This window comes from Nonomuraea salmonea (assembly GCF_042428605.1).
Classification (GTDB): domain Bacteria; phylum Actinomycetota; class Actinomycetes; order Streptosporangiales; family Streptosporangiaceae; genus Nonomuraea; species Nonomuraea salmonea.
Genome location: NZ_JBHMCF010000011.1, coordinates 216,819 through 234,553 on the forward strand (window position 1 = coordinate 216,819; position 17,735 = coordinate 234,553).

Consider the following 17,735-nt stretch of genomic DNA (forward strand, 5'->3'; position numbering starts at 1 on the left):
CGCTGGGACCGCGCTGGGACCGCGCTGGGACCGCGCTGAGGTTCCGCTACGAAAGACCCCCGTCCTCTTGGTGGTACCGGACGAATCCCGGGCGCCCCTCCATGGCATAACGTCGCCATGGAACCTCAGTGAGGGGAAAGGGTGAGACGTTGATCGAGGTCAGGGAGCTTCACGAGATGCCGGAGTTGGAGGGCGTCTACACGCTGTTCGACGACATCTGGGATTTCGGCTCCAGCGACCCGCCCATCACGATGGAGCTGATGCGCGCGCTGTCGCACGCGGGCGGCTACGTCGCCGGCGCCTTCGACGGCGGGCGCCTGGTCGGCGGCTCCGTGGGGTTCCTGGCCGCCGGCAACGCCCTGCACTCCCACGTCACCGGCTCGGTCGCGGGCCGGGGCATCGGGTTCGAGCTGAAGCAGCACCAGCGCCGCTGGGCGCTCGAACGCGGCCTGACCCGCATCACCTGGACCTACGACCCGCTGGTACGCCGCAACGCGCACTTCAACCTGGCGAAGCTGGGCGCGCGCCCGGTGGAGTACCTGCCGTACTTCTACGGCGTCATGGAGGACGCGATCAACCAGGGCGACGAGTCCGACCGGCTGCTGGCCTCGTGGCCGCTGACCGCGCCGCACGTCGAGGCGCTGGCCAGGCGGGAGCCCGGTGACGCGCCGGCGCCGGAGGGCGCGGTGGTGGCGCTGGCCGACGAGGGCGGCCGGCCGGCCCTCGGCCCGGTGGACGCGCCGGTGGTGCTGGTCGCGGTGCCGCCCGACATCCAGGCGCTGCGCAGGGCCGACAAGGGGGCGGGCAAGGCGTGGCGGCACGCCGTCCGTGATGTGCTGGGTGGGCTGATGGCGGAGGGCCGCAAGGTGACGGGGTTCGCCGCGAAGTCGTACTACGTAGTGGAGAGCATGTGAAGATCACCGGAGTGGAGCTGCGCAGGATCGCGATGCCGCTGGTGTCGCCGTTCCGCACCTCGTTCGGCACCGAGACCGCGCGTGACGTGCTGCTGGTCAGGGTGGTGACGCCCGACTCCGAGGGCTGGGGCGAGTGCGTGGCGATGAGCGAGCCGCTCTACTCCTCCGAGTACGTCGACGGCGCCGCCGAGGTGATCCGCCGCTTCCTGCTGCCCGCGCTGCCCGCCGGCCTGGACGCGAACCAGGTGGCCGGCGCCCTCGAGCCGATCAAGGGCCACCGGATGGCCAAGGCGGCGGTGGAGACGGCGGTGCTGGACGCGCAGCTGCGGGCGGCGGGCGAGTCGTTCGGCCGGTTCCTGGGCGCGGCGAAGACGCGGGTGCCGTGCGGGGTGTCGGTCGGCATCATGGACTCGATCCCGCAGCTGCTGGACGCGGTGGCGGGCTACGTCGACGAGGGGTACGTCCGGGTCAAGCTGAAGATCCAGCCTGGCTGGGACGTCGAGCCGGTCAGGGCGGTGCGCGAGCGGTTCGGCGACGACCTGCTGCTCCAGGTGGACGCGAACGCCGCGTACGCGCTGTCCGACGCGCCCAGGCTGGCCCGGCTCGACGCGTTCGACCTGCTGCTGATCGAGCAGCCGCTGGCCAACGACGATCTGGTGCAGCACGCGAAGCTGGCGCAGCGGCTGCGCACGCCGATCTGCCTGGACGAGTCGATCGAGTCGGCCGAGCACGCCGCCGCGGCGATCGCGCTCGGCTCGTGCTCGATCGTCAACATCAAGCCGGGCCGCGTCGGCGGCTACCTGGAGGCGCGGCGCATCCACGACCTGTGCCGGGCCAACGGCATCGCGGTGTGGTGCGGCGGCATGCTGGAGACCGGCCTCGGCCGGGCGGCGAACGTGGCGCTGGCCGCGCTTCCCGGCTTCACGCTGCCGGGCGACACCTCCGGCTCGCGCCGCTACTTCGCGACCGACGTCACCGAGCCGTTCGAGCTGGTGGACGGCCACCTGGAGGTGCCCACGGGCCCGGGGCTCGGGGTCGAGCCGATCCCGGGCGTGCTGGAGGAGGTCACCACCGCCACGGAGTGGATCACTCTCTGAGCCGCGGCACCGCGGCCAGCAGGGCGCGGGTGTAGTCGTGCGCGGGCTCGCCGACGACCTGCTCGGCGGGCCCGACCTCGACCAGCCGGCCGCGGTGCAGGACGGCCACCACGTCGGCGACGTACCGCACGACGGCCAGGTTGTGCGAGATGAACAGCATCGACAGGCCCAGCTCGTCGCGCAGGCCGCGCACGAGGTTGAGCACGGCTCCCTGCACCGACACGTCGAGCGAGCTGGTGATCTCGTCGGCCACCAGCAGCTCGGGGTCGCCGCCGAGCGCGCGGGCGATGGCGACGCGCTGCCGCTGCCCGCCGGACAGCTCGCGCGGGTAGCGGCCGGCCAGCTCGGCGGGCAGCCGGACGAGGCCGAGCAGCCGCTCCACCTCGCCGGGGCCGCAGCCCTCCGCGATGGTGCGGCCGACGGTCATGCGGGGGTTCAGGGACGCGTACGGGTCCTGGAAGACCATCTGCACCCGCCGCGCCCCCTCGACGCTGCCGGTGTGCGGCACGAGCCCGCACACGGCCCTGGCGAGGGTGGACTTGCCCGACCCCGACTCGCCGACGAGCCCGACCACCTTGCCGTCGGGGATCTCCAGCGTGACGTCGTCCACGGCGGTGAAGGCGCCGAAGCGCACGCTCAGGTTCTTGACGATCACTTGACCTCCCAGCAGGCGGCCCGCCGGCCGGGGCCGAGGGTGACGAGTTCGGGACGCTCGCTCGCGCAGCGGGCGGTGGCCAGCTCGCAGCGCGGCGCGAACGCGCAGCCGGGCCCGACGTCCGCGGGCGCGGGCTGGGTGCCGGGGATGCCGGCCAGCGGCGTGTCGCGGTCGGTGTCGAGGTCGGGCAGGGACGCGATGAGCGCCTTCGTGTACGGGTGCGCGGCCCCGCCCGCGAGCCGGTCGGCGGGCAGCTCCTCGACGACGCGGCCGGCGTACATGACGACGACCCGGTCGCACAGCTCGCCCACGACGGCGATGTCGTGCGAGATGAACAGCGTGGCCGCGCCGGTCTCCTCGACGACCTCGCGCAGCAGCTTGAGTATCTGCCGCTGCACGGTCACGTCGAGGGCGGTGGTGGGCTCGTCGGCGATGACGAGGCGGGGCGCTCCCATGAGGCCCATCGCGATGACGGCGCGCTGCCGCATGCCGCCGGACAGCTCGTGCGGGTGCTGCCCGGCGCGTCTCTCCGGCTCGGGCAGGTGGACCTGGCCGAGCCGGTCCACGGCGCGGCGGCGGGCGTCGGCGCGGGTGGCGCCCTCGTGCACGACCGCGACCTCGGCGAGCTGGCCGCCGACCTTGAGCGCGGGGTTGAGCGCGGCCAGCGGGTCCTGGAAGACCATGGCGAGCGCGGTGCCGAGCTCCTTGCCCGACAGGGTGGCGACGTCCTTGCCGCCGAGCCGCAGCGCCGCGTACGTGACGGCGCCGGGGTAGGGCACGAGGCCGCCGATGGCGGCGGCGGTCATGCTCTTGCCGCTGCCGGACTCCCCCACCAGGCCGACGATCTCGCCGGGCGCGACGGTGAGCCACAGGTTCCGTACGGGGGACGCGCCGCCGGGGAACGAGACGGTCAGGTCGCACACCTCCAGCACGGCCTCCGGGTCGGGCTCGGGCGGCTCACCGGGCGGCGCGGCGGGCGCCGCCCGGCCGCGCGGCACGGTGGTGCGCGCCGCGGCCTTGGCGAGGGCGTCGCCCAGCAGGTTGAAGCCGATGCCGGCCAGCGCGATGGCGGCGGCGGGCCCGAGCGCCACTTCGGGGGTGACGTAGATGCGCGGGAACCCGTCGAACAGCAGCCGCCCCCAGTCGAAGTCCGGCGGCTGCACGCCGAGCCCCAGGAACGACAGCCCGGCGAGGCCCAGCAGGGCGCCGCCGAGCGCCTGGGTGAGGTGCAGGATGAGCGGCTCGGCGATGTTGGGCAGCACGTGCCTGGTCAGGATGCGGCGGCGCGGCACGCCGAGCATGCGGGCGGCGGAGACGTAGTCGGCGCCGGCGACCGTGGCGGCCAGGGTCTGGGTGAGCCGGGCGAAGCCGGGGGCGATGGCCGCGCCGATGCCGAGCACCGCGCCGCGCGCCCCGAGCCCGCTGACGACGGCCGTGAACATGGCCAGCAGCAGCCCCGGGAAGGCCACCAGCGCGTTGACGGTGCCGGTGGCCAGGCGGGCGCCGCGCCTGGGCAGGATCGAGGGCAGCGTGCCCAGCACGACGCCGGCGAACGCGCCGATCAGGGTGGCGGCCAGGGCCAGCAGCAGCGAGTAGCGGCCCGCGACCAGCACCCTGGCCAGCAGGTCGCGGCCGAGGTTGTCGGTGCCGAGCGGGTGTCCTGGCGAGGAGCCCTGGAGGATGGCGGCGGCGTCGATGCGGTCGGCCTCGGCGCCCCAGACGATGGGCCCGAGCACGGCCAGCAGGGCCATGGCCGCCACGATGACGGCCCCGGCCACGCCGGGCGCGTTCCGCCGCAGCCGCCCCAGCAGCGGGGTCATCATGCCTCCTTGATCGCGGACGTCGGGTCGAGCGTGCCGAGCACCAGGTCGACGCCCAGGTTCACGACCAGCACGATCGCCCCGTAGACGAGCACCACGCCTTGGGCCACCGGGTAGTCCTTCTGGGTGACCGACTCGACGATCTTGAGCCCGAGTCCCGGCCAGGCGAAGACGTACTCGACCAGCACCCCGCCCGCGATGAGCGAGGTCAGCAGCAGGCCGCCGACGGTGAGGGTGGCGGTGAGCGTGTTGGGCAGCACGTGCCGCAGGTGCAGCCGGGCGGCGGGCAGGCGCTTGGCGCGGGCCAGCCGCACGTAGTCCTTGCCCAGCTCGCGCAGCGTCTCGACGCGGGAGATGCGGGCGATCATGGCGGCCGGGCCGATCGCCAGCGCGGCGACCGGCAGCACGTACGTGATCGCCCCCGCCTTGCCCGCGGGCGGGAACCAGCCGAGCCCGATGGCGAAGACGGCCACCAGCGCGATCGAGTACAGGAACTCCGGCACCGCCACCGCCGCACCCGTGCCGGCGCTGAAGGTCAGCTCGGTGCCGCGGTTGCGGCCGTTCTCGGTGCGGATGGCCGCCCACATGCCGAGCGGCACGGCCACGAGCAGGGCCACGAGGGTGGCGAGCAGGGCCAGGCTCAGCGTGTTGGGCAGGCGGGTCAGGATGACCTCCCCGACCGGCTCGCCGGTGACGAACGAGGTCCCCAAGTCGCCGGAGAAGACGCCGGTCACGTAGGTGACGAGCTGCTCGGGCAGCGGCCGGTCCAGGCCCAGCGCCGCCCGGCGCGCCTCCACCAGCTCGACCGGCGCGGCCGGGCCGAGGGCGGCGCGCACGGGGTCACCGGGGATGAGGTGGATCATCGCGAACGTCGCCACCACGAGCACGGCCAGGGACACCAGGAAGCGCACCAGCCGCCGTACGCCGACACGACGGCTCATCAGCCCCCCTGCGTGAGGCGGATGGAGGTGGTCGTGAACATCCCGGCGAGCATCTCGTACGTGGCGCCCTTGGCCGCCTCCAGGACGTTCGTCTCGACCACCGGAACCAGGTCGGCGTCCTCGAACAGCGCCGACTCGGCCTGCAGCCACTTGTCGCAGCCCTCGGCCGCGGGCACCTTCGACGCCTCGGCGACGAGCGACTGGTAGCGCTTGTTCGCCAGGTGCGCGAAGTTGGCGCCCTTGGGCGCGCCGGGGCCGGACAGGAAGCCGACGAGCTGGCTGGGCAGGGTGACGCCGATGGGCAGCCAGACGACGTCCCAGTCCTGGGTGGCGTTGAGCGACTCCGACAGCTTGGTGTCGATGGCGCCGTTCAGCTTCACCTCGGCGCCGATCTTGCCCCAGGCGGTGGCCAGGTACTCGGCGGCGGCCTGGACGCCGGCGCCGCGGGTGGTGGCGTACAGGTAGCGCAGGGTGAGCCGCTTGCCGTCCTTGACGCGCACACCGTCGGGGCCGGCCTTCCAGCCGGCCGCGTCGAGCGCCGCGGCGGCGGCCGCCGGGTCGTGCGCGGGCACGTGGCCCGTGACGGTGTCGCCCTGGCAGGGACGCGGGTACAGGACGAGCCCGGTGGGCGGCTTGCCGGTGCCGCTGGAGGCGATGCCGGCCAGCTCCTTGAGGTCGATGGCCTGGGTGAGCGCCTTGCGCACGGCGGGGTCGCGGGTGGGCCTGTCGTCGCCCTGGTGGTAGAAGAACTGGCCGTTGGCGACCGGCGTGACCGCCTTGGTGACGCCGGGCGCGGCCTCCACGCGGGCACGGTCGGGGCCGTAAAGGGTGATCCCGTTGAGCGAGCCGGCGACGAGGAGGTTGGCGGCGGTCTGCTCGTTCGGGACGATCTTCAGCACGACGGTCTCCGGCGCCTCCTTGATGGAGCTGCCTGGCCTGCCCCAGGCGTACTCCCTGCGCACCTTGAACGTGTAGTGGTCGCCGGGCACCGCCTCGGTGAGCTGGTAGGCGCCGCTGCCGGAGGTGGAGCGGGCCAGCAGCGAGCGGTCCTTGACGCCCTTGCCGCAGACCACGAAGATCGCGCGGCCGGTCTCCAGGATGAAGCTGAACGGCTCCGGCATGGACAGCGTCACGGTGCCGGCCGCGTCGTCGGCCTCTGCCTTCATGCCGGTGGGGACCAGCACGCCGTAGATGGACGACTTGGTGGCGGGGTCGGTGATGTGGTCGACGCTGGCGGCCACGTCGGAGGGGGTGACGGGCGAGCCGTCGGAGCAGACGGCGTCCTTGCGCATGGTGAAGGTGACCTTGTCGGGCTCGACGTCCCACTTCTGCGCCAGCGCGGGGACGATCTTGCCCTCGGCGTCCACGCTGACCAGCGTGTCGTAGGCGAGCGAGAGCGTGGTGTTGGTGACGTTGAGCACGCCCATGGCGGGGTCGAGCACGCCCGGGTCGGCGGGCAGCGCGTACGTGAACGTGCCGCCCCCGGCCGGCCCGCCTTCCGCCCCCGTCCCTCCGCAGCCGGCCGCGAGCAGGGCGAGCGCGGCGAGGCCCGCCGCGAATGGTGTTCTCATGGGTACTCCAGACGAGCGTGGGGGTGAGGTCCACCTTCGCGGCTGCGCCGTGGCGCGTTCTTCGGTGCCGGCCACGAAAAAGCTCGGCCGTCTAGTGCTGGCGTCCGAAGATCCGCATCTGGAGTTGCACGGTGAGCCGGGCGTCGGGGTCGCTCAGGTCGAGCCCGCCGATCTCGGTGAGCCGCTTGAGCCGGTAGCGGAAGGTGTTGGGGTGCACGTGGACGCGGGCGGCGGCCAGGTTGACGTCGCCGAACGCGTCGAGGTACGCCCCCAGCGTGGCGGCCAGCTCGGTGCCGTGCTCGGCGTCGTGCTCCAGCAGCCGCTGGTAGGGGCCGGTGGGGGCCTGCTCCTCGGCGGCGGCCACGTCGGAGACCTGGAGCAGCAGCGACTCGAAGTGCACGGCGGTGTAGCCGGCGGCCTGCCCGCTGGCGCCCCGGGTGCGCAGCACGCGCAGGGCCCGGTCGGCGTCGGCGCGAGAACGGGCGACCTGGGCGAGGTTGAGCGCGAGCCGGCCGACGCCGACGTTGGCGGCGTGGCGGGGGCCGACCCTGGCGAGGAAGCTCTCGGCGACGCGGACGGCCCGCTCCTCCTCGCCACCGCCCGGGGTGAGGGGCAGCACGGCGTAGGCGACGGAGCCGGCCAGCGCGGCGGCGGCCTTGGGGTGGATGGCGGCGACGTGCAGGGCGAGGGCGTCGCAGAAGCGCTGCCGTTCGCTCTCGCTGCGCGCGTGGTCGGCCGCGTAGTCGGCGAGGTGATCGGAGAGCCGGTCGGAGGCCCGATCTAAGGCGTGCCCGGAGGTGCGGGCGCCGTCGCCAGGCGGGCCGGTCAGCTCGGCGGCCAGCACGCACAGCCGGGCGGTCGCGATGCCCAGCCGGCCGGCCGCCTCGGCGGCGTCGGCGCCGCCCGCGAGCACGGTGGACAGCAGGTCGGCGCGCAGCCGCCGCTGGGTGTCGGCGCCGGCCCGCTCGTGCAGCAGCCGCAGCGCGACGACCTTGGCGGCGTCGGCGAGCGCGCGCTGCCGCTGCGGGGTGAGCGGTTCGTGCACGGCCGCCCAGATGGAGCCGAGGATCTCGTCGCCGGCCCGCACCGCCACGGCGACCCGGTTGATCACGCTGCCGTCGTGCAGCTCGATGTAGACGGGCTCGCGGTTCTGGTAGAGCCGCTTGAAGGCGCCCTGCTCGTCGAGCAGCCGCAGGTAGCGCTCGGGCACCTGGCGGCCCAGCACGGTCTCGACGCGGCCCTGGTCGGCCTCCTCCTGCCGGCCGGAGAACGCCAGCACCCGCGACGACCTGTCCTCGATCGTGACGGGCGCGTCGAGCAGCGCGCACACGGCGTTGGCCAGCGCGAACAGGTCGCCGTGCGCCCCCTCGCCGGGCTCGGCCAGGTCACCCTCGGCGAGCAGCGAGCGCACCAGTGCCGCCACCTGCGCCCAGGAGGCGGCCCTGGTCAGGCCGAGCACCGCGACGCCGGTCTCCAGCACGGCGGCGCGCACGCGCTCGTCCACGTCGACGGGCAGCTTGACGACGACGCCGGCCGCGTGGGGTACGCGGGCCAGCAGCGCGCAGACGTCGGCGGCGCCCTGCACCCCGACCGCGAGCACCATCGCGCCCTCGGGCACGATCAGCTCGTCGAGGGGGTCGTAGATGTGCACGCCCGTGACCTCGGCGTCGAGGTCGCCCGGTGAGGCGGCGACGTCGAGCACCGTGGTGCCGAGGTCGTCGAGGATCCGCCCGAGGCTGGCGCGCGGGCGGATTCTCATGGGGTCACGATAGTTCACCCCGTCTTGGGCGTGGCGCGGGCGCCCATGTGCACGTACGGGGAGCCGTCGGCCAGCTCGTAGAAGACGACCGCGAGCCAGTCGGGAGCGTCGGGCTCCTTGCACGCGAACAGCGGCCGCTCGCCGCCCTCCACGGGGACGAGCCTGCGCTTCACCGGCTCCGGCTCCAGCTCGGCCAGCGCCCCGGTGGCCTCCATCGTCAGCCACGGCCCGTCGTCCTTGACCGACACCGTGATGCGGGCGCCGGCCCGCTCGTAGACGCCGGCGTACGGGGTGGCGTCCACCTCGATCGGGGTCTCCGGCGGGGCGGGCATCTGCGGCACGGCGAGGCCGTCCAGCTCGGCGAACAGCTCGGTCGCCACGGCGCGGGTGAAGGCGCCCGAGTGGCCGCCGTTGGCGGTGACGCAGGCGATGGTCCCGGTGCCCGGCACGGCCCAGAGCATGGCGTGCTGGCCGATCGTGTTGCCGCCGTGGGACACCACGCGCTGCCCGCTCCACTCGTCCAGGATCCAGCCGACGCCCCACTGGGGGCCGAGCCCGTGCGGGTTGGGCACGTCCACCTGCGGCTCCCACATGGCCTGCGGGTCGTCGAGCAGCCCGCCCTCCAGGTGGGCCCGCGCGAAGGCGACCACGTCGGCCGGGCGGGCGCAGATGAGCCCGGCCGGGCCGGCGCTGCGCATCAGCCCCCACACCGGGGCCGGCGCGCCGCCGTCCACGTGGCCCATCGCGGCGCGGAAGCGCAGCACGTCCTCGGGCAGCGTCCAGGTGTGGGTCAGGCCGAGGGGCTCCGCGATCTCCTCGCGCAGCAGGGCGTCCCAGGTCTTGCCGCTCAGCTTCTCCAGGACGCGGCCGGCGATGACGAAGCCGGAGTTGCAGTAGGACTGGGTGGCCCCGATGGGGTGGTTCTGGGCCAGGTCGGCGCAGGCCTCGACGTACTTGGCCACGCAGTCGTCGCCGCGGCCCGTGTCGAGGAACAGATCGCCGTCGATGCCGCTGGTGTGGGAGAGCAGGTGCCGCATGGTGACGGTCTTGCTGACCTCGGGGTCGGCCACCCTGAACTCGGGCAGCACCTCGGCGACCGGGGTGTCCAGCGTCAGCCTGCCGCGCTCGACCTGCTGCATGAGCAGGGTGGCCGTCCAGACCTTGGTGATCGAGCCGATCTGGTAGAGCGCGTCGGGGGTGGCCTCGACGCCGGTGGCGGCGTTGAGCGTGCCGGCGGCGACCTCGGTCAGCTCTCCCTCGTGCAGGTACGCCAGCGCCGCTCCTGGCACTTCGTACCGGGCGATCAGCTCGGCGAGCCGCTGCTGACCCATTGCTCCAGCCACGCGATGATCCTTTCGTTGTAGTCGTACCGGTGTGAGGGCCGGCCGTTCAGGATGAACAGGTGGGAGGCCCCCGGGTAGCGCACGAGCCGGACCGGCACGCGGCGCTCGCGCAGTGCGGCGAACCACTGCTCGGCCTGGCCGATCGGGCAGCGGTCGTCGTTCTCTCCGTGCAGCAGCAGGGTGGGTGCGGTGACCTCGCCGACGCGGGTGATCGGCGACTGGGCGGCCAGGTCGCCGTGATACTCGTACGTCTTGAGCAGGTGGCCCAGGTCGGAGGTGCCGGAGATGCTGCTCAGGTCGGTGACCGCGCCGCCCGCGACGGCGGCCTTGAACCTGCCGGTCACGCCGGTCAGCCAGCACGTCATGTAGCCGCCGTAGCTGTAGCCGGTGACGGCCAGCCGTTCGGGGTCGGCGACGCCGTCGGCGACGAGGGCGTCCACGGCGGCCAGGAAGTCCTGGGTGTCGGCCAGGCCCCAGGCGCCCGCGGTCGCCTTGTAGAAGGCCTCGCCGTAGCCGTCGCTGGCGCGCGGATTGAGCGTGAGCACCGTCCAGCCCTGCGCGGCGAGCGCCTGATGGTAGAGGTGGAAGCCGTCGAGCACGGGCGCCCAGGCGTTGTGCGGGCCGCCGTGCACGTCGAGCAGCAGCGGCCCGGGCCCGGTGCGGCTCTCCTCGAGGCTCTCGTCGCGCAGCACGAAGCCCTCGACCTCGGTGCCGTCGGGGGCGGTGAAGGTGCGGCTGACCGGCACGTATGGCTCGATGTCCGCCGGGGTGTGCCGGGTGAGCCGCTCGGGCGTCGTGCCGGCGAGGTCCAGGAGGAAGACCTCGCCGGGGCTGCGGGGCGTGGCGGCGACGTAGGCCACCTTGCCGGCGGCCACGCTCGCGCCCGCCACGCTGACGTCGCCGGGCACCAGCCTGTGCGCGGGGGCGCGGTAGAGGCGGGTCAGGCCGCGGTCGCGGGCGCAGAACAGCAGGTCGTCGCCGTGCGCGGCGGGGACGGCGCCGGGGTAGCCGGGGTGGCCGACCATGACGTTGCGGTCGAGCCCGGTCTCCACCTCGGCGGCGCCGTCCTGGCCGAGCTCGAACAGCCGGACGTGGCCCACCGGCTCGCCCTTCTGCGCGGCCACCACCAGCCGGTCGCCGAGCCACCAGGCGCCGGCGCAGAGCAGCTCGGGGTCGGTCAGCCGCTCGGGCTTCCCGCCGGTCGCGGGCACCGCGTACACGCCGGCGTCGAGCTCCAGGTCGGGGTCGGGCTCCAGGGCCGCGGTGAACACCAGCGTGGCGCCGTCCGGCGACCACGACGGCTCGCCCGCGTGCAGGTCGCCCTCGGTGAGCCGGGTGGATTCGCCTGAGGCGACGTCCATCACGAAGAGGTGCGTGGTGATCCCGCGCAGCAGGCCCGCGCCGTCGGCCTTGTGGTCGAGCCGGTCGGCCACCACGGGCGCGTGCGGGTCGGGCGGCCCGCCGTCGCCAGGGCCGACCGGGCCCGCGTAGGCGATCTTCGTGCCGTCGGGCGACCACACGGCGGGGCCCGCGCCGAGCGGCGCCTTCGTGAGCGGCGCGGGCTCGCCGCCGTCCATGGGCAGCAGGTGCAGTTGCGCGGCGCCGTCCACCGGGCGCAGGAACGCGAGCGTGCGCCCGTCCGGCGACCAGCGCGGCGCGCTGCCCTCCGCCAGCCGGCGCGGCTGCCCGCCGGGGACGGCCAGCCACACCTCGGTGCGGTTCTCGTCGGCCGCGCGGTCGACGCTCGTCAGCGTGTACGCCACCGCGCCGCCGTCGGGACGCAGGGCCGGATCGGAGGGGACGGCGAAGCCGTACAGGTCGTCCAGGGTGAGACGTCGCATATGCGAACCGTAGGCCACCGGCATCGGCCCTGCTTCGGCCTCCCGGACGAACGCCCGGCCCCTGGTTGTGCCCCGCTACAAGCGGCCGGGGAACCAGGTGGTCCCGCCGGTCGGGGAGAATGACGGGGCGAACGTTAAGGTTAAGATCCCCCGCCGGTCCCCGGCGCCTGATTTCCCCCGAGTTTTCCCGAGAATGGATGGTTCAAGCATGGTACGCACGCCGGAACGGCAGGTGGCCGTGTTCGGTGCCGGTTACATCGGTCTGGTGACCGGCGCCTGCCTCGCGGAGCTGGGTCACCGGGTCGTGGTCCGCGACATCGACCCCGGCAAGGTCGCCCTGCTGCGCTCCGGCGACGTGCCGATCTACGAGCCCGACCTCGGCGACATGATCGCCAGGAACAAGGAGCGCCTGTCCTTCACCACCGACCTCGGTGAGACGCTCGACGGCGCCGAGATCGCGTACGTGTGCGTCGACACCCCGCCGTCCGCCTCGGGCGACGCCGACCTGTCGCGCGTCTGGTCGGTCGTGCGCTCCCTCGAAGGCGCCGAGCACCTGCGGGCGGTCGTGATGAAGTCCACCGTGCCGGTCGGCACCGGCACCCGCGTGCGGGCCGCGCTCGACGAGGCCGGCCTGTCCCACGTCGGCTACGCCGCCAACCCCGAGTTCACCGCCGAGGGCAGCGCCGTACGCGACTTCATGCGGCCCGACCGCATCGTCATCGGCTCGGCCGACGACGCCACCGCCGCCCTGGTCGCCGAGCTGCACGAGGGCATCGAGGGCCCGGTGGTCGTCATGGACGTGCGCTCGGCCGAGATGGTCAAGCTGGCCTCCAACGCGCTGCTCGCCACGAAGATCAGCTTCATCAACGAGATCGCCACGCTGTGCGAGAAGACCGGCGCCGACGTCGAGGAGGTCGCCCGCGCGGTCGGCCTCGACCACCGGCTCGGCCCCCACTTCCTGCGGCCCGGCATCGGCTGGGGCGGCTCCTGCTTCCCGAAGGACTCCGAGGCGCTGCGCCAGCTCGCCTCCAACACCGGCTACCACCTGCAGCTCCTGTCGGCCGTCATCGAGGTCAACAACCTGCAGAAGCGCCGCGCGATCCAGAAGCTGAAGGACGAGCTGGGCACGCTCACCGGCATGCGGGTGGCGCTGCTCGGGCTGACGTTCAAGCCGGGCACCGACGACATGCGCGAGGCCACCAGCACCGTGCTGGCCGGGCGGCTGCTGGCCGAGGGCGCCGAGGTGCGCTGCTGGGACCCGATGGCGCGGCCGGCCGAGGTCGAGCCGTGGACCTCCACCACCCGCCTCGCCACCCCCGAGCTGGCCGTCGAGGGCGCCGACGCGGCCATCGTGGTCACCGAGTGGCCGCAGCTGAAGGAGGCCGACTGGGCGGGCATGGCGGCGACCATGCGGCGTCCCGTGCTGTTCGACGGGCGCAACCTGCTCGATCCGCGGGAGATGCGCGGGCTCGGCTACACCTACATGGGGGTCGGCCGCCCCTGACCCACGCGGCGGAATAATCCGTTGCGGTTCGTTGCTGACGACCGCACTATGAACATCATGTTCCCGCTCGCCCACCTCGCGACGCCCGCACTGCCGGGCGCGTCCGGGCGTGCCTGCGACGGCCTGGAGCGCCGACCTCTTCCCGTAAGTCCCTGAAGTGACCCGGCGGGGGGAGGTCGAACCGGCCCACACGGGTCACTCACTCCGCAGGTTTCAGGGAAAGGGAACCGATGGCCAAGCAGGCCTACGTACGCAACAAGCCGCATCTCAACATCGGCACCATGGGTCACGTCGACCACGGCAAGACGACGCTGACCGCCGCCATCACGAAGGTGCTGGCGCAGCGTGGGCAGGCGACGTACACGCCGTTCGAGCGGATCGACCGCACCCCGGAGGAGGCCTCCAGGGGCATCACGATCAACATCTCGCACGTCGAGTACGAGACCGACACCCGCCACTACGCCCACGTCGACATGCCGGGCCACGCCGACTACGTGAAGAACATGATCACGGGGGCGGCGCAGCTCGACGGCGCGATCCTCGTCGTGTCCGCGCACGACGGCATCATGCCGCAGACCAAGGAGCACGTGCTGCTGGCCAAGCGGGTCGGCGTCGAGCACCTGGTCGTCGCCGTCAACAAGGCCGACGGCGCCGACCCCGAGCTCGTCGACCTGGTCGAGCTGGAGCTGCAGGAGCTGCTCGCCGAGCACGGCTACCGCGACGTGCCGATGGTGCGGGTCTCCGGGCTGCGGGCGCTGGAGGGCGACCCGGTCTGGACGGCCTCCGTCGAGGAGCTGCTGCGGGTGGTGGACGAGCACATCCCCGTGCCCGTGCGGTACGTGGACGCGCCGTTCCTCATGCCGGTCGAGAACGTGCTCACGGTCACCGGCCGGGGCACGGTCGTCACCGGCGCCATCGAGCGGGGCACCGTCCGCGTCGGCGACACCGTCGAGGTGGTCGGGTTCGGCGAGGGGTTCACCGCCGTCGTCACCGGCGTCGAGACGTTCGGCAAGACGATGGAGCAGGGCGAGGCCGGCGACAACGCGGCCGTGCTGCTGCGCGGGATCCGCCGCGAGCAGGTGCGGCGCGGGATGGTGCTGGCCGCGCCGGGCAGCCAGCGGGCGCTCGGGGCGTTCACGGCCCGGGTCTACCTGCTGACCCCGGAGGAGGGCGGCCGGCGCAAGCCGATCGCCTCCGGCTACCGGCCGCAGTTCTACCTGCGCACGACCGACGTGCCGGGTGAGCTGACCCTGCCGGACGGCGTCGAGAGCGCCGCCCCCGGCGAGACGGTGGAGGTGACGGTGACGCTGGGCAAGGCGGTCGCGCTGGAGGCGGGGCTCGGCTTCGCCATCCGTGAGGGCGGCCTCACGGTCGGCGCGGGCACCGTCCTGACCGCCTGACCCCCCTGAACGGCCGTCCCGGTCATCACGACCGGGACGGCCGTTCTCATGGGCGCGTCCTCACGCGGGGGTGAAGCGGAGGCGCAGGGTGGCCGGTTGGGGGTGCAGGTCGTAGGCGGGCAGGGGGCCTGGGCCGCAGGTGGCGGTGCCGATGCCCTGGTGGGCGAGGTCGAGGTGGAGGTGCAGGCGGTCGCCCGGCACCAGGTCGGGGCGGTGCCGGGCGGCGGTCAGCTCGGCAGCGCTCCACCGGCGCGCGGTCAGCCCGAACGCGGGCTCGCCCGACACCCGGATCCCGCCCTGCTCGCCGGTGAGCACGGCCCAGCGGACGTCCGCGCGGTGGCCGTTCTCCTGCGGGTACACGTACGGCGTCTGGAGCTCCTCCACCGTGGCCGACCAGCGGCCGACGCGGGCGGCCATCCCGGTGTCCTGGTACGACTCCCCCGGCCCCGGCCCGAACCAGGTCACCCGGTCCACGGCGGCGCCGGGCAGCGTCATGTCGACGCCGAGCCGCGGGATCGGCCCCGGCCACTCGCCCTCCGGCTCGATCTCCAGGGCCAGCCGCAGCCCGCCGTCGTACGTCCACCTGTAGGTCGCCCGCATCCCGAGGTCGGTGGCGGCCGCCGCGACCCGCGTCCGTACGACGAGCTCGTCGCCCACGCTGACCTCGTCCACGCGGTGGGTGAGCCGGTGCAGGCCGAGCGCCCGCCAGCGGCCCTCCAGCCCGCCGTAGCGGTCGTTGTCGGTGGGCGCCCGCCACAGGCCGAGCCTGGGCCCCTCGACCTCCAGCCCGAACAGCCGCACCAGCCGCCCCGACGCGTCGAACGCGCAGTCGCCGGCGGTGATCAGCCCGTCCCTGGTGAACGCGGTCGTGCGGGACGCGGGCGCGGGTGTGGCCGCAGCAAGCCGGGTCTGGCCCCAGGCGACCTCGTGCCCGGCCGGCGCCCACGGCTGGTCCTCGGCCAGCTCGGCCCGTACGGTGAGCCACCGCTCGCCCTCGGGCCCGCCGCCCGCGCCGGGCAGCGCGACCTCGCCGCCGTCCGCCGGCACGCCGAGCACGTGCTCGGTCACCGTCTCGCCCTCCACCTGCACGGTCGCGGTGAACCGGAGATGGGACAGGTCGCGGAAGCCGTACCCGTTGACGACCCGCACGACGTCATCGCCGTCGAACGTGAAGCGGACCGGCTCGAACACCTTCTTCAGGTCGGTCAGGCCGGGCGACGGCGTCCTGTCGGGGAAGACGAGGCCGTCGATGACGAAGTTCGAGTCGTGGACGGGCTCGCCGTAGTCGCCGCCGTAGGCGTACTCGTGGACCGGGTGGGCGATGCCGTGGTCGATCCACTCCCAGATGAACCCGCCGGCCAGCCGGGGGTGGCGCTCGAACAGCTCCTGGTACTCGGCGAGGCCGCCGGGCCCGTTGCCCATGGCGTGGGCGTACTCGCACTGCAGGAACGGCAGCGTGCGCCGGCGCGCGTCCAGCTCGGGGTCGTCGAGCGGGTCCTCCTCGCGCTTGCCGATGAGCTCGACCTCGGCGTGGGAGGCGTACATGCGGGAGTAGACGTCGGTGTGGGCGCAGGAGCGGTCGCCCTCGTAGTGCAGCGGCCTGGACGGGTCGCGCTCGCGCGCCCAGTCGGCCATGACGGCGAGGTTGCGGCCCACGCCCGCCTCGTTGCCGAGCGACCACATGATGACGCTGGGGTGGTTCTTGTCGCGTTCGACCATGCGGCGCATGCGGTCGAGCAGCGCGTCGGCGTAGCGGGGGTCGTCGGTGGGGTTGGCGCGCCAGCCGACCTCCCAGAAGCCGTGCGTCTCCAGGTCGCACTCGTCGATCACCCACAGGCCGAGCTCGTCGCACAGGTCGAGGAAGCGCGGGTGGGGCGGGTAGTGGCTGGTCCTGACCGCGTTGACGTTGTGCCGCTTCATCAGCAGCACGTCCTCGCGCATGGTCTCGTACGGCACCGCCCGGCCGTGCTCCGGGTGGAACTCGTGCCGGTTGACGCCCTTGAGCAGCAGCGGCCTGCCGTTGGCGAGCAGCACGCCGTCCTCGATGGAGATCGTCCTGAACCCGACCCGCAGCCGCACGGTCTCCCCGTCGCCGGCGACGACGGCCTCGTACAGGCGGGGGGTCTCGGCGGTCCACGGCTCGGCCTCGACGGTGATCTCGCCGCCCGGCTCCAGGCCGGTCACGCCCAGCTCGGGGATGCTCAGCGGGCCGGGACCTTCGAGGTAGGCGAGCACGCCGCGGCCGTCGCGGTGGTCCGCGCGGACGTACACGTCGGCGGTGGAGCGGGTGAGCGTGACGTCGCGAAAGATGCCGGGCAGCCACCACATGTCCTGGTCCTCCAGGTACGTGGCGGCCGACCACTGGTGCACCCGTACGGCCAGCACGTTGCGGCCGGGCCGCAGGTAGGGGGCGGCGTCGTACTCGACGGGCAGCCGGCTGCCGGTCGAGAAGCCCAGCTCGTGGCCGTTGAGCCAGACGCGGGCGAACGACTCGGCGCCCTCGAACCGCAGCCGCCCGCCCTGCCGCCCGCCCTGCCGTCCGCCCTGCCGCCCGCCCTGCCAGCCGTCCGGCAGCTCGAAGACGCGGCGGTAGTCGCCGGTCGGGTTCTCGCCGGGGACGTGCGGCGGGTCGATCGGGATGGGGAAGGAGACGTTGGTGTAGGCGGGGGCGCCGTGGCCGTGCAGGTTCCAGTGGGACGGGACGGGGAGGTCGTCCCAGCCGGAGTCGTCGTAGCCGGGGGCGGTGAAGTCCTCGGGGACGTCGGCGGCCGGCGACAGGCGGAAGCGCCACGTGCCGTTGAGGCTGATGGCGGGGGCGTCGGAGTGGAGGGCCGCGCGGGGGGCGAGCCGGCCCGAGCCGGGGGTGAAGGTTTCGAGATCCATCGCCGCT

At 73.8% G+C, this 17,735-nt stretch carries 12 protein-coding genes; 4 read left to right on the forward strand and 8 right to left on the reverse strand.

Features of this window, described 5'->3' with window-relative positions; all coding sequences use genetic code 11:
* Positions 1-176 precede the first annotated feature (176 nt).
* Together ACFFR3_RS11505 and menC are read left to right on the forward strand one after the other, a co-directional pair.
* On the forward strand, positions 177-914 hold the full coding sequence (locus ACFFR3_RS11505) for a GNAT family N-acetyltransferase (RefSeq protein WP_345403145.1): 738 nt from the start codon (positions 177-179) through the stop codon (positions 912-914).
* Complete coding sequence (gene menC / locus ACFFR3_RS11510; protein ID WP_345403142.1) at positions 911-2,011, forward strand: o-succinylbenzoate synthase; 1,101 nt, start codon at positions 911-913, stop codon at positions 2,009-2,011. Before ACFFR3_RS11505 ends, menC begins: the two co-directional genes overlap by 4 nt.
* Here menC and ACFFR3_RS11515 read toward each other — a convergent pair.
* From ACFFR3_RS11515 to ACFFR3_RS11545, 7 genes are all read right to left on the reverse strand, one after another.
* A complete protein-coding gene (locus tag ACFFR3_RS11515; RefSeq protein WP_345403139.1) occupies positions 2,001-2,666 on the reverse strand; it encodes an ABC transporter ATP-binding protein in 666 nt (221 codons plus the stop codon). The two genes, menC and ACFFR3_RS11515, sit on opposite strands and share 11 nt — an antisense overlap.
* Positions 2,663-4,489, reverse strand: a complete 1,827-nt coding sequence (locus ACFFR3_RS11520; RefSeq protein WP_379483077.1) for a dipeptide/oligopeptide/nickel ABC transporter permease/ATP-binding protein — start codon at positions 4,487-4,489, stop codon at positions 2,663-2,665. The genes ACFFR3_RS11515 and ACFFR3_RS11520 overlap by 4 nt, the downstream gene beginning before the upstream one ends.
* Complete coding sequence (locus tag ACFFR3_RS11525; protein WP_345403133.1) at positions 4,486-5,427, reverse strand: ABC transporter permease; 942 nt, start codon at positions 5,425-5,427, stop codon at positions 4,486-4,488. Before ACFFR3_RS11525 ends, ACFFR3_RS11520 begins: the two co-directional genes overlap by 4 nt.
* Positions 5,427-6,998 (reverse strand): ABC transporter substrate-binding protein, encoded by a 1,572-nt coding sequence (locus tag ACFFR3_RS11530; RefSeq protein WP_364377177.1) that lies wholly within the window; start codon positions 6,996-6,998, stop codon positions 5,427-5,429. The genes ACFFR3_RS11525 and ACFFR3_RS11530 overlap by 1 nt, the downstream gene beginning before the upstream one ends.
* Before the next feature lie 91 nt (positions 6,999-7,089).
* Positions 7,090-8,757: a PucR family transcriptional regulator gene (locus ACFFR3_RS11535; RefSeq protein WP_379483078.1), complete on the reverse strand. Its 1,668-nt coding sequence runs from the start codon at positions 8,755-8,757 to the stop codon at positions 7,090-7,092.
* Between the two features lie 14 nt (positions 8,758-8,771).
* Positions 8,772-10,100: a serine hydrolase domain-containing protein gene (locus tag ACFFR3_RS11540; RefSeq protein WP_364377173.1), complete on the reverse strand. Its 1,329-nt coding sequence runs from the start codon at positions 10,098-10,100 to the stop codon at positions 8,772-8,774.
* A complete protein-coding gene (locus tag ACFFR3_RS11545) occupies positions 10,061-11,941 on the reverse strand; it encodes a S9 family peptidase (RefSeq protein ID WP_379483079.1) in 1,881 nt (626 codons plus the stop codon). Before ACFFR3_RS11545 ends, ACFFR3_RS11540 begins: the two co-directional genes overlap by 40 nt.
* Before the next feature lie 208 nt (positions 11,942-12,149).
* On the opposite strand from ACFFR3_RS11545, the gene ACFFR3_RS11550 reads away from it, so the two are divergent.
* Together ACFFR3_RS11550 and tuf are read left to right on the forward strand one after the other, a co-directional pair.
* Positions 12,150-13,445 (forward strand): UDP-glucose dehydrogenase family protein, encoded by a 1,296-nt coding sequence (locus ACFFR3_RS11550; RefSeq protein WP_364377169.1) that lies wholly within the window; start codon positions 12,150-12,152, stop codon positions 13,443-13,445.
* Positions 13,446-13,675: 230 nt separating this feature from the next.
* Positions 13,676-14,845, forward strand: coding sequence for an elongation factor Tu (gene tuf, locus ACFFR3_RS11555; RefSeq protein ID WP_364377167.1), 1,170 nt, complete (start codon positions 13,676-13,678; stop codon positions 14,843-14,845).
* Between the two features lie 60 nt (positions 14,846-14,905).
* Here tuf and ACFFR3_RS11560 read toward each other — a convergent pair whose 3' ends face one another.
* Positions 14,906-17,728, reverse strand: a complete 2,823-nt coding sequence (locus ACFFR3_RS11560) for a glycoside hydrolase family 2 TIM barrel-domain containing protein (RefSeq protein WP_379483080.1) — start codon at positions 17,726-17,728, stop codon at positions 14,906-14,908.
* Positions 17,729-17,735 lie beyond the last annotated feature (7 nt).

Coding starts and splice junctions, on each gene's coding strand:
- ACFFR3_RS11505 (WP_345403145.1), top strand. CDS start 177: ATGCCGGAGTTGGAGGGCGTCTACACGCTGTTCGACGACATCTGGGAT.
- ACFFR3_RS11520 (WP_379483077.1), bottom strand. CDS start 4,489: ATGATGACCCCGCTGCTGGGGCGGCTGCGGCGGAACGCGCCCGGCGTG.
- ACFFR3_RS11525 (WP_345403133.1), bottom strand. CDS start 5,427: ATGAGCCGTCGTGTCGGCGTACGGCGGCTGGTGCGCTTCCTGGTGTCC.
- ACFFR3_RS11530 (WP_364377177.1), bottom strand. CDS start 6,998: ATGAGAACACCATTCGCGGCGGGCCTCGCCGCGCTCGCCCTGCTCGCG.
- ACFFR3_RS11535 (WP_379483078.1), bottom strand. CDS start 8,757: ATGAGAATCCGCCCGCGCGCCAGCCTCGGGCGGATCCTCGACGACCTC.
- ACFFR3_RS11545 (WP_379483079.1), bottom strand. CDS start 11,941: ATGCGACGTCTCACCCTGGACGACCTGTACGGCTTCGCCGTCCCCTCC.
- ACFFR3_RS11550 (WP_364377169.1), top strand. CDS start 12,150: ATGGTACGCACGCCGGAACGGCAGGTGGCCGTGTTCGGTGCCGGTTAC.
- tuf (WP_364377167.1), top strand. CDS start 13,676: ATGGCCAAGCAGGCCTACGTACGCAACAAGCCGCATCTCAACATCGGC.
- ACFFR3_RS11560 (WP_379483080.1), bottom strand. CDS start 17,728: ATGGATCTCGAAACCTTCACCCCCGGCTCGGGCCGGCTCGCCCCCCGC.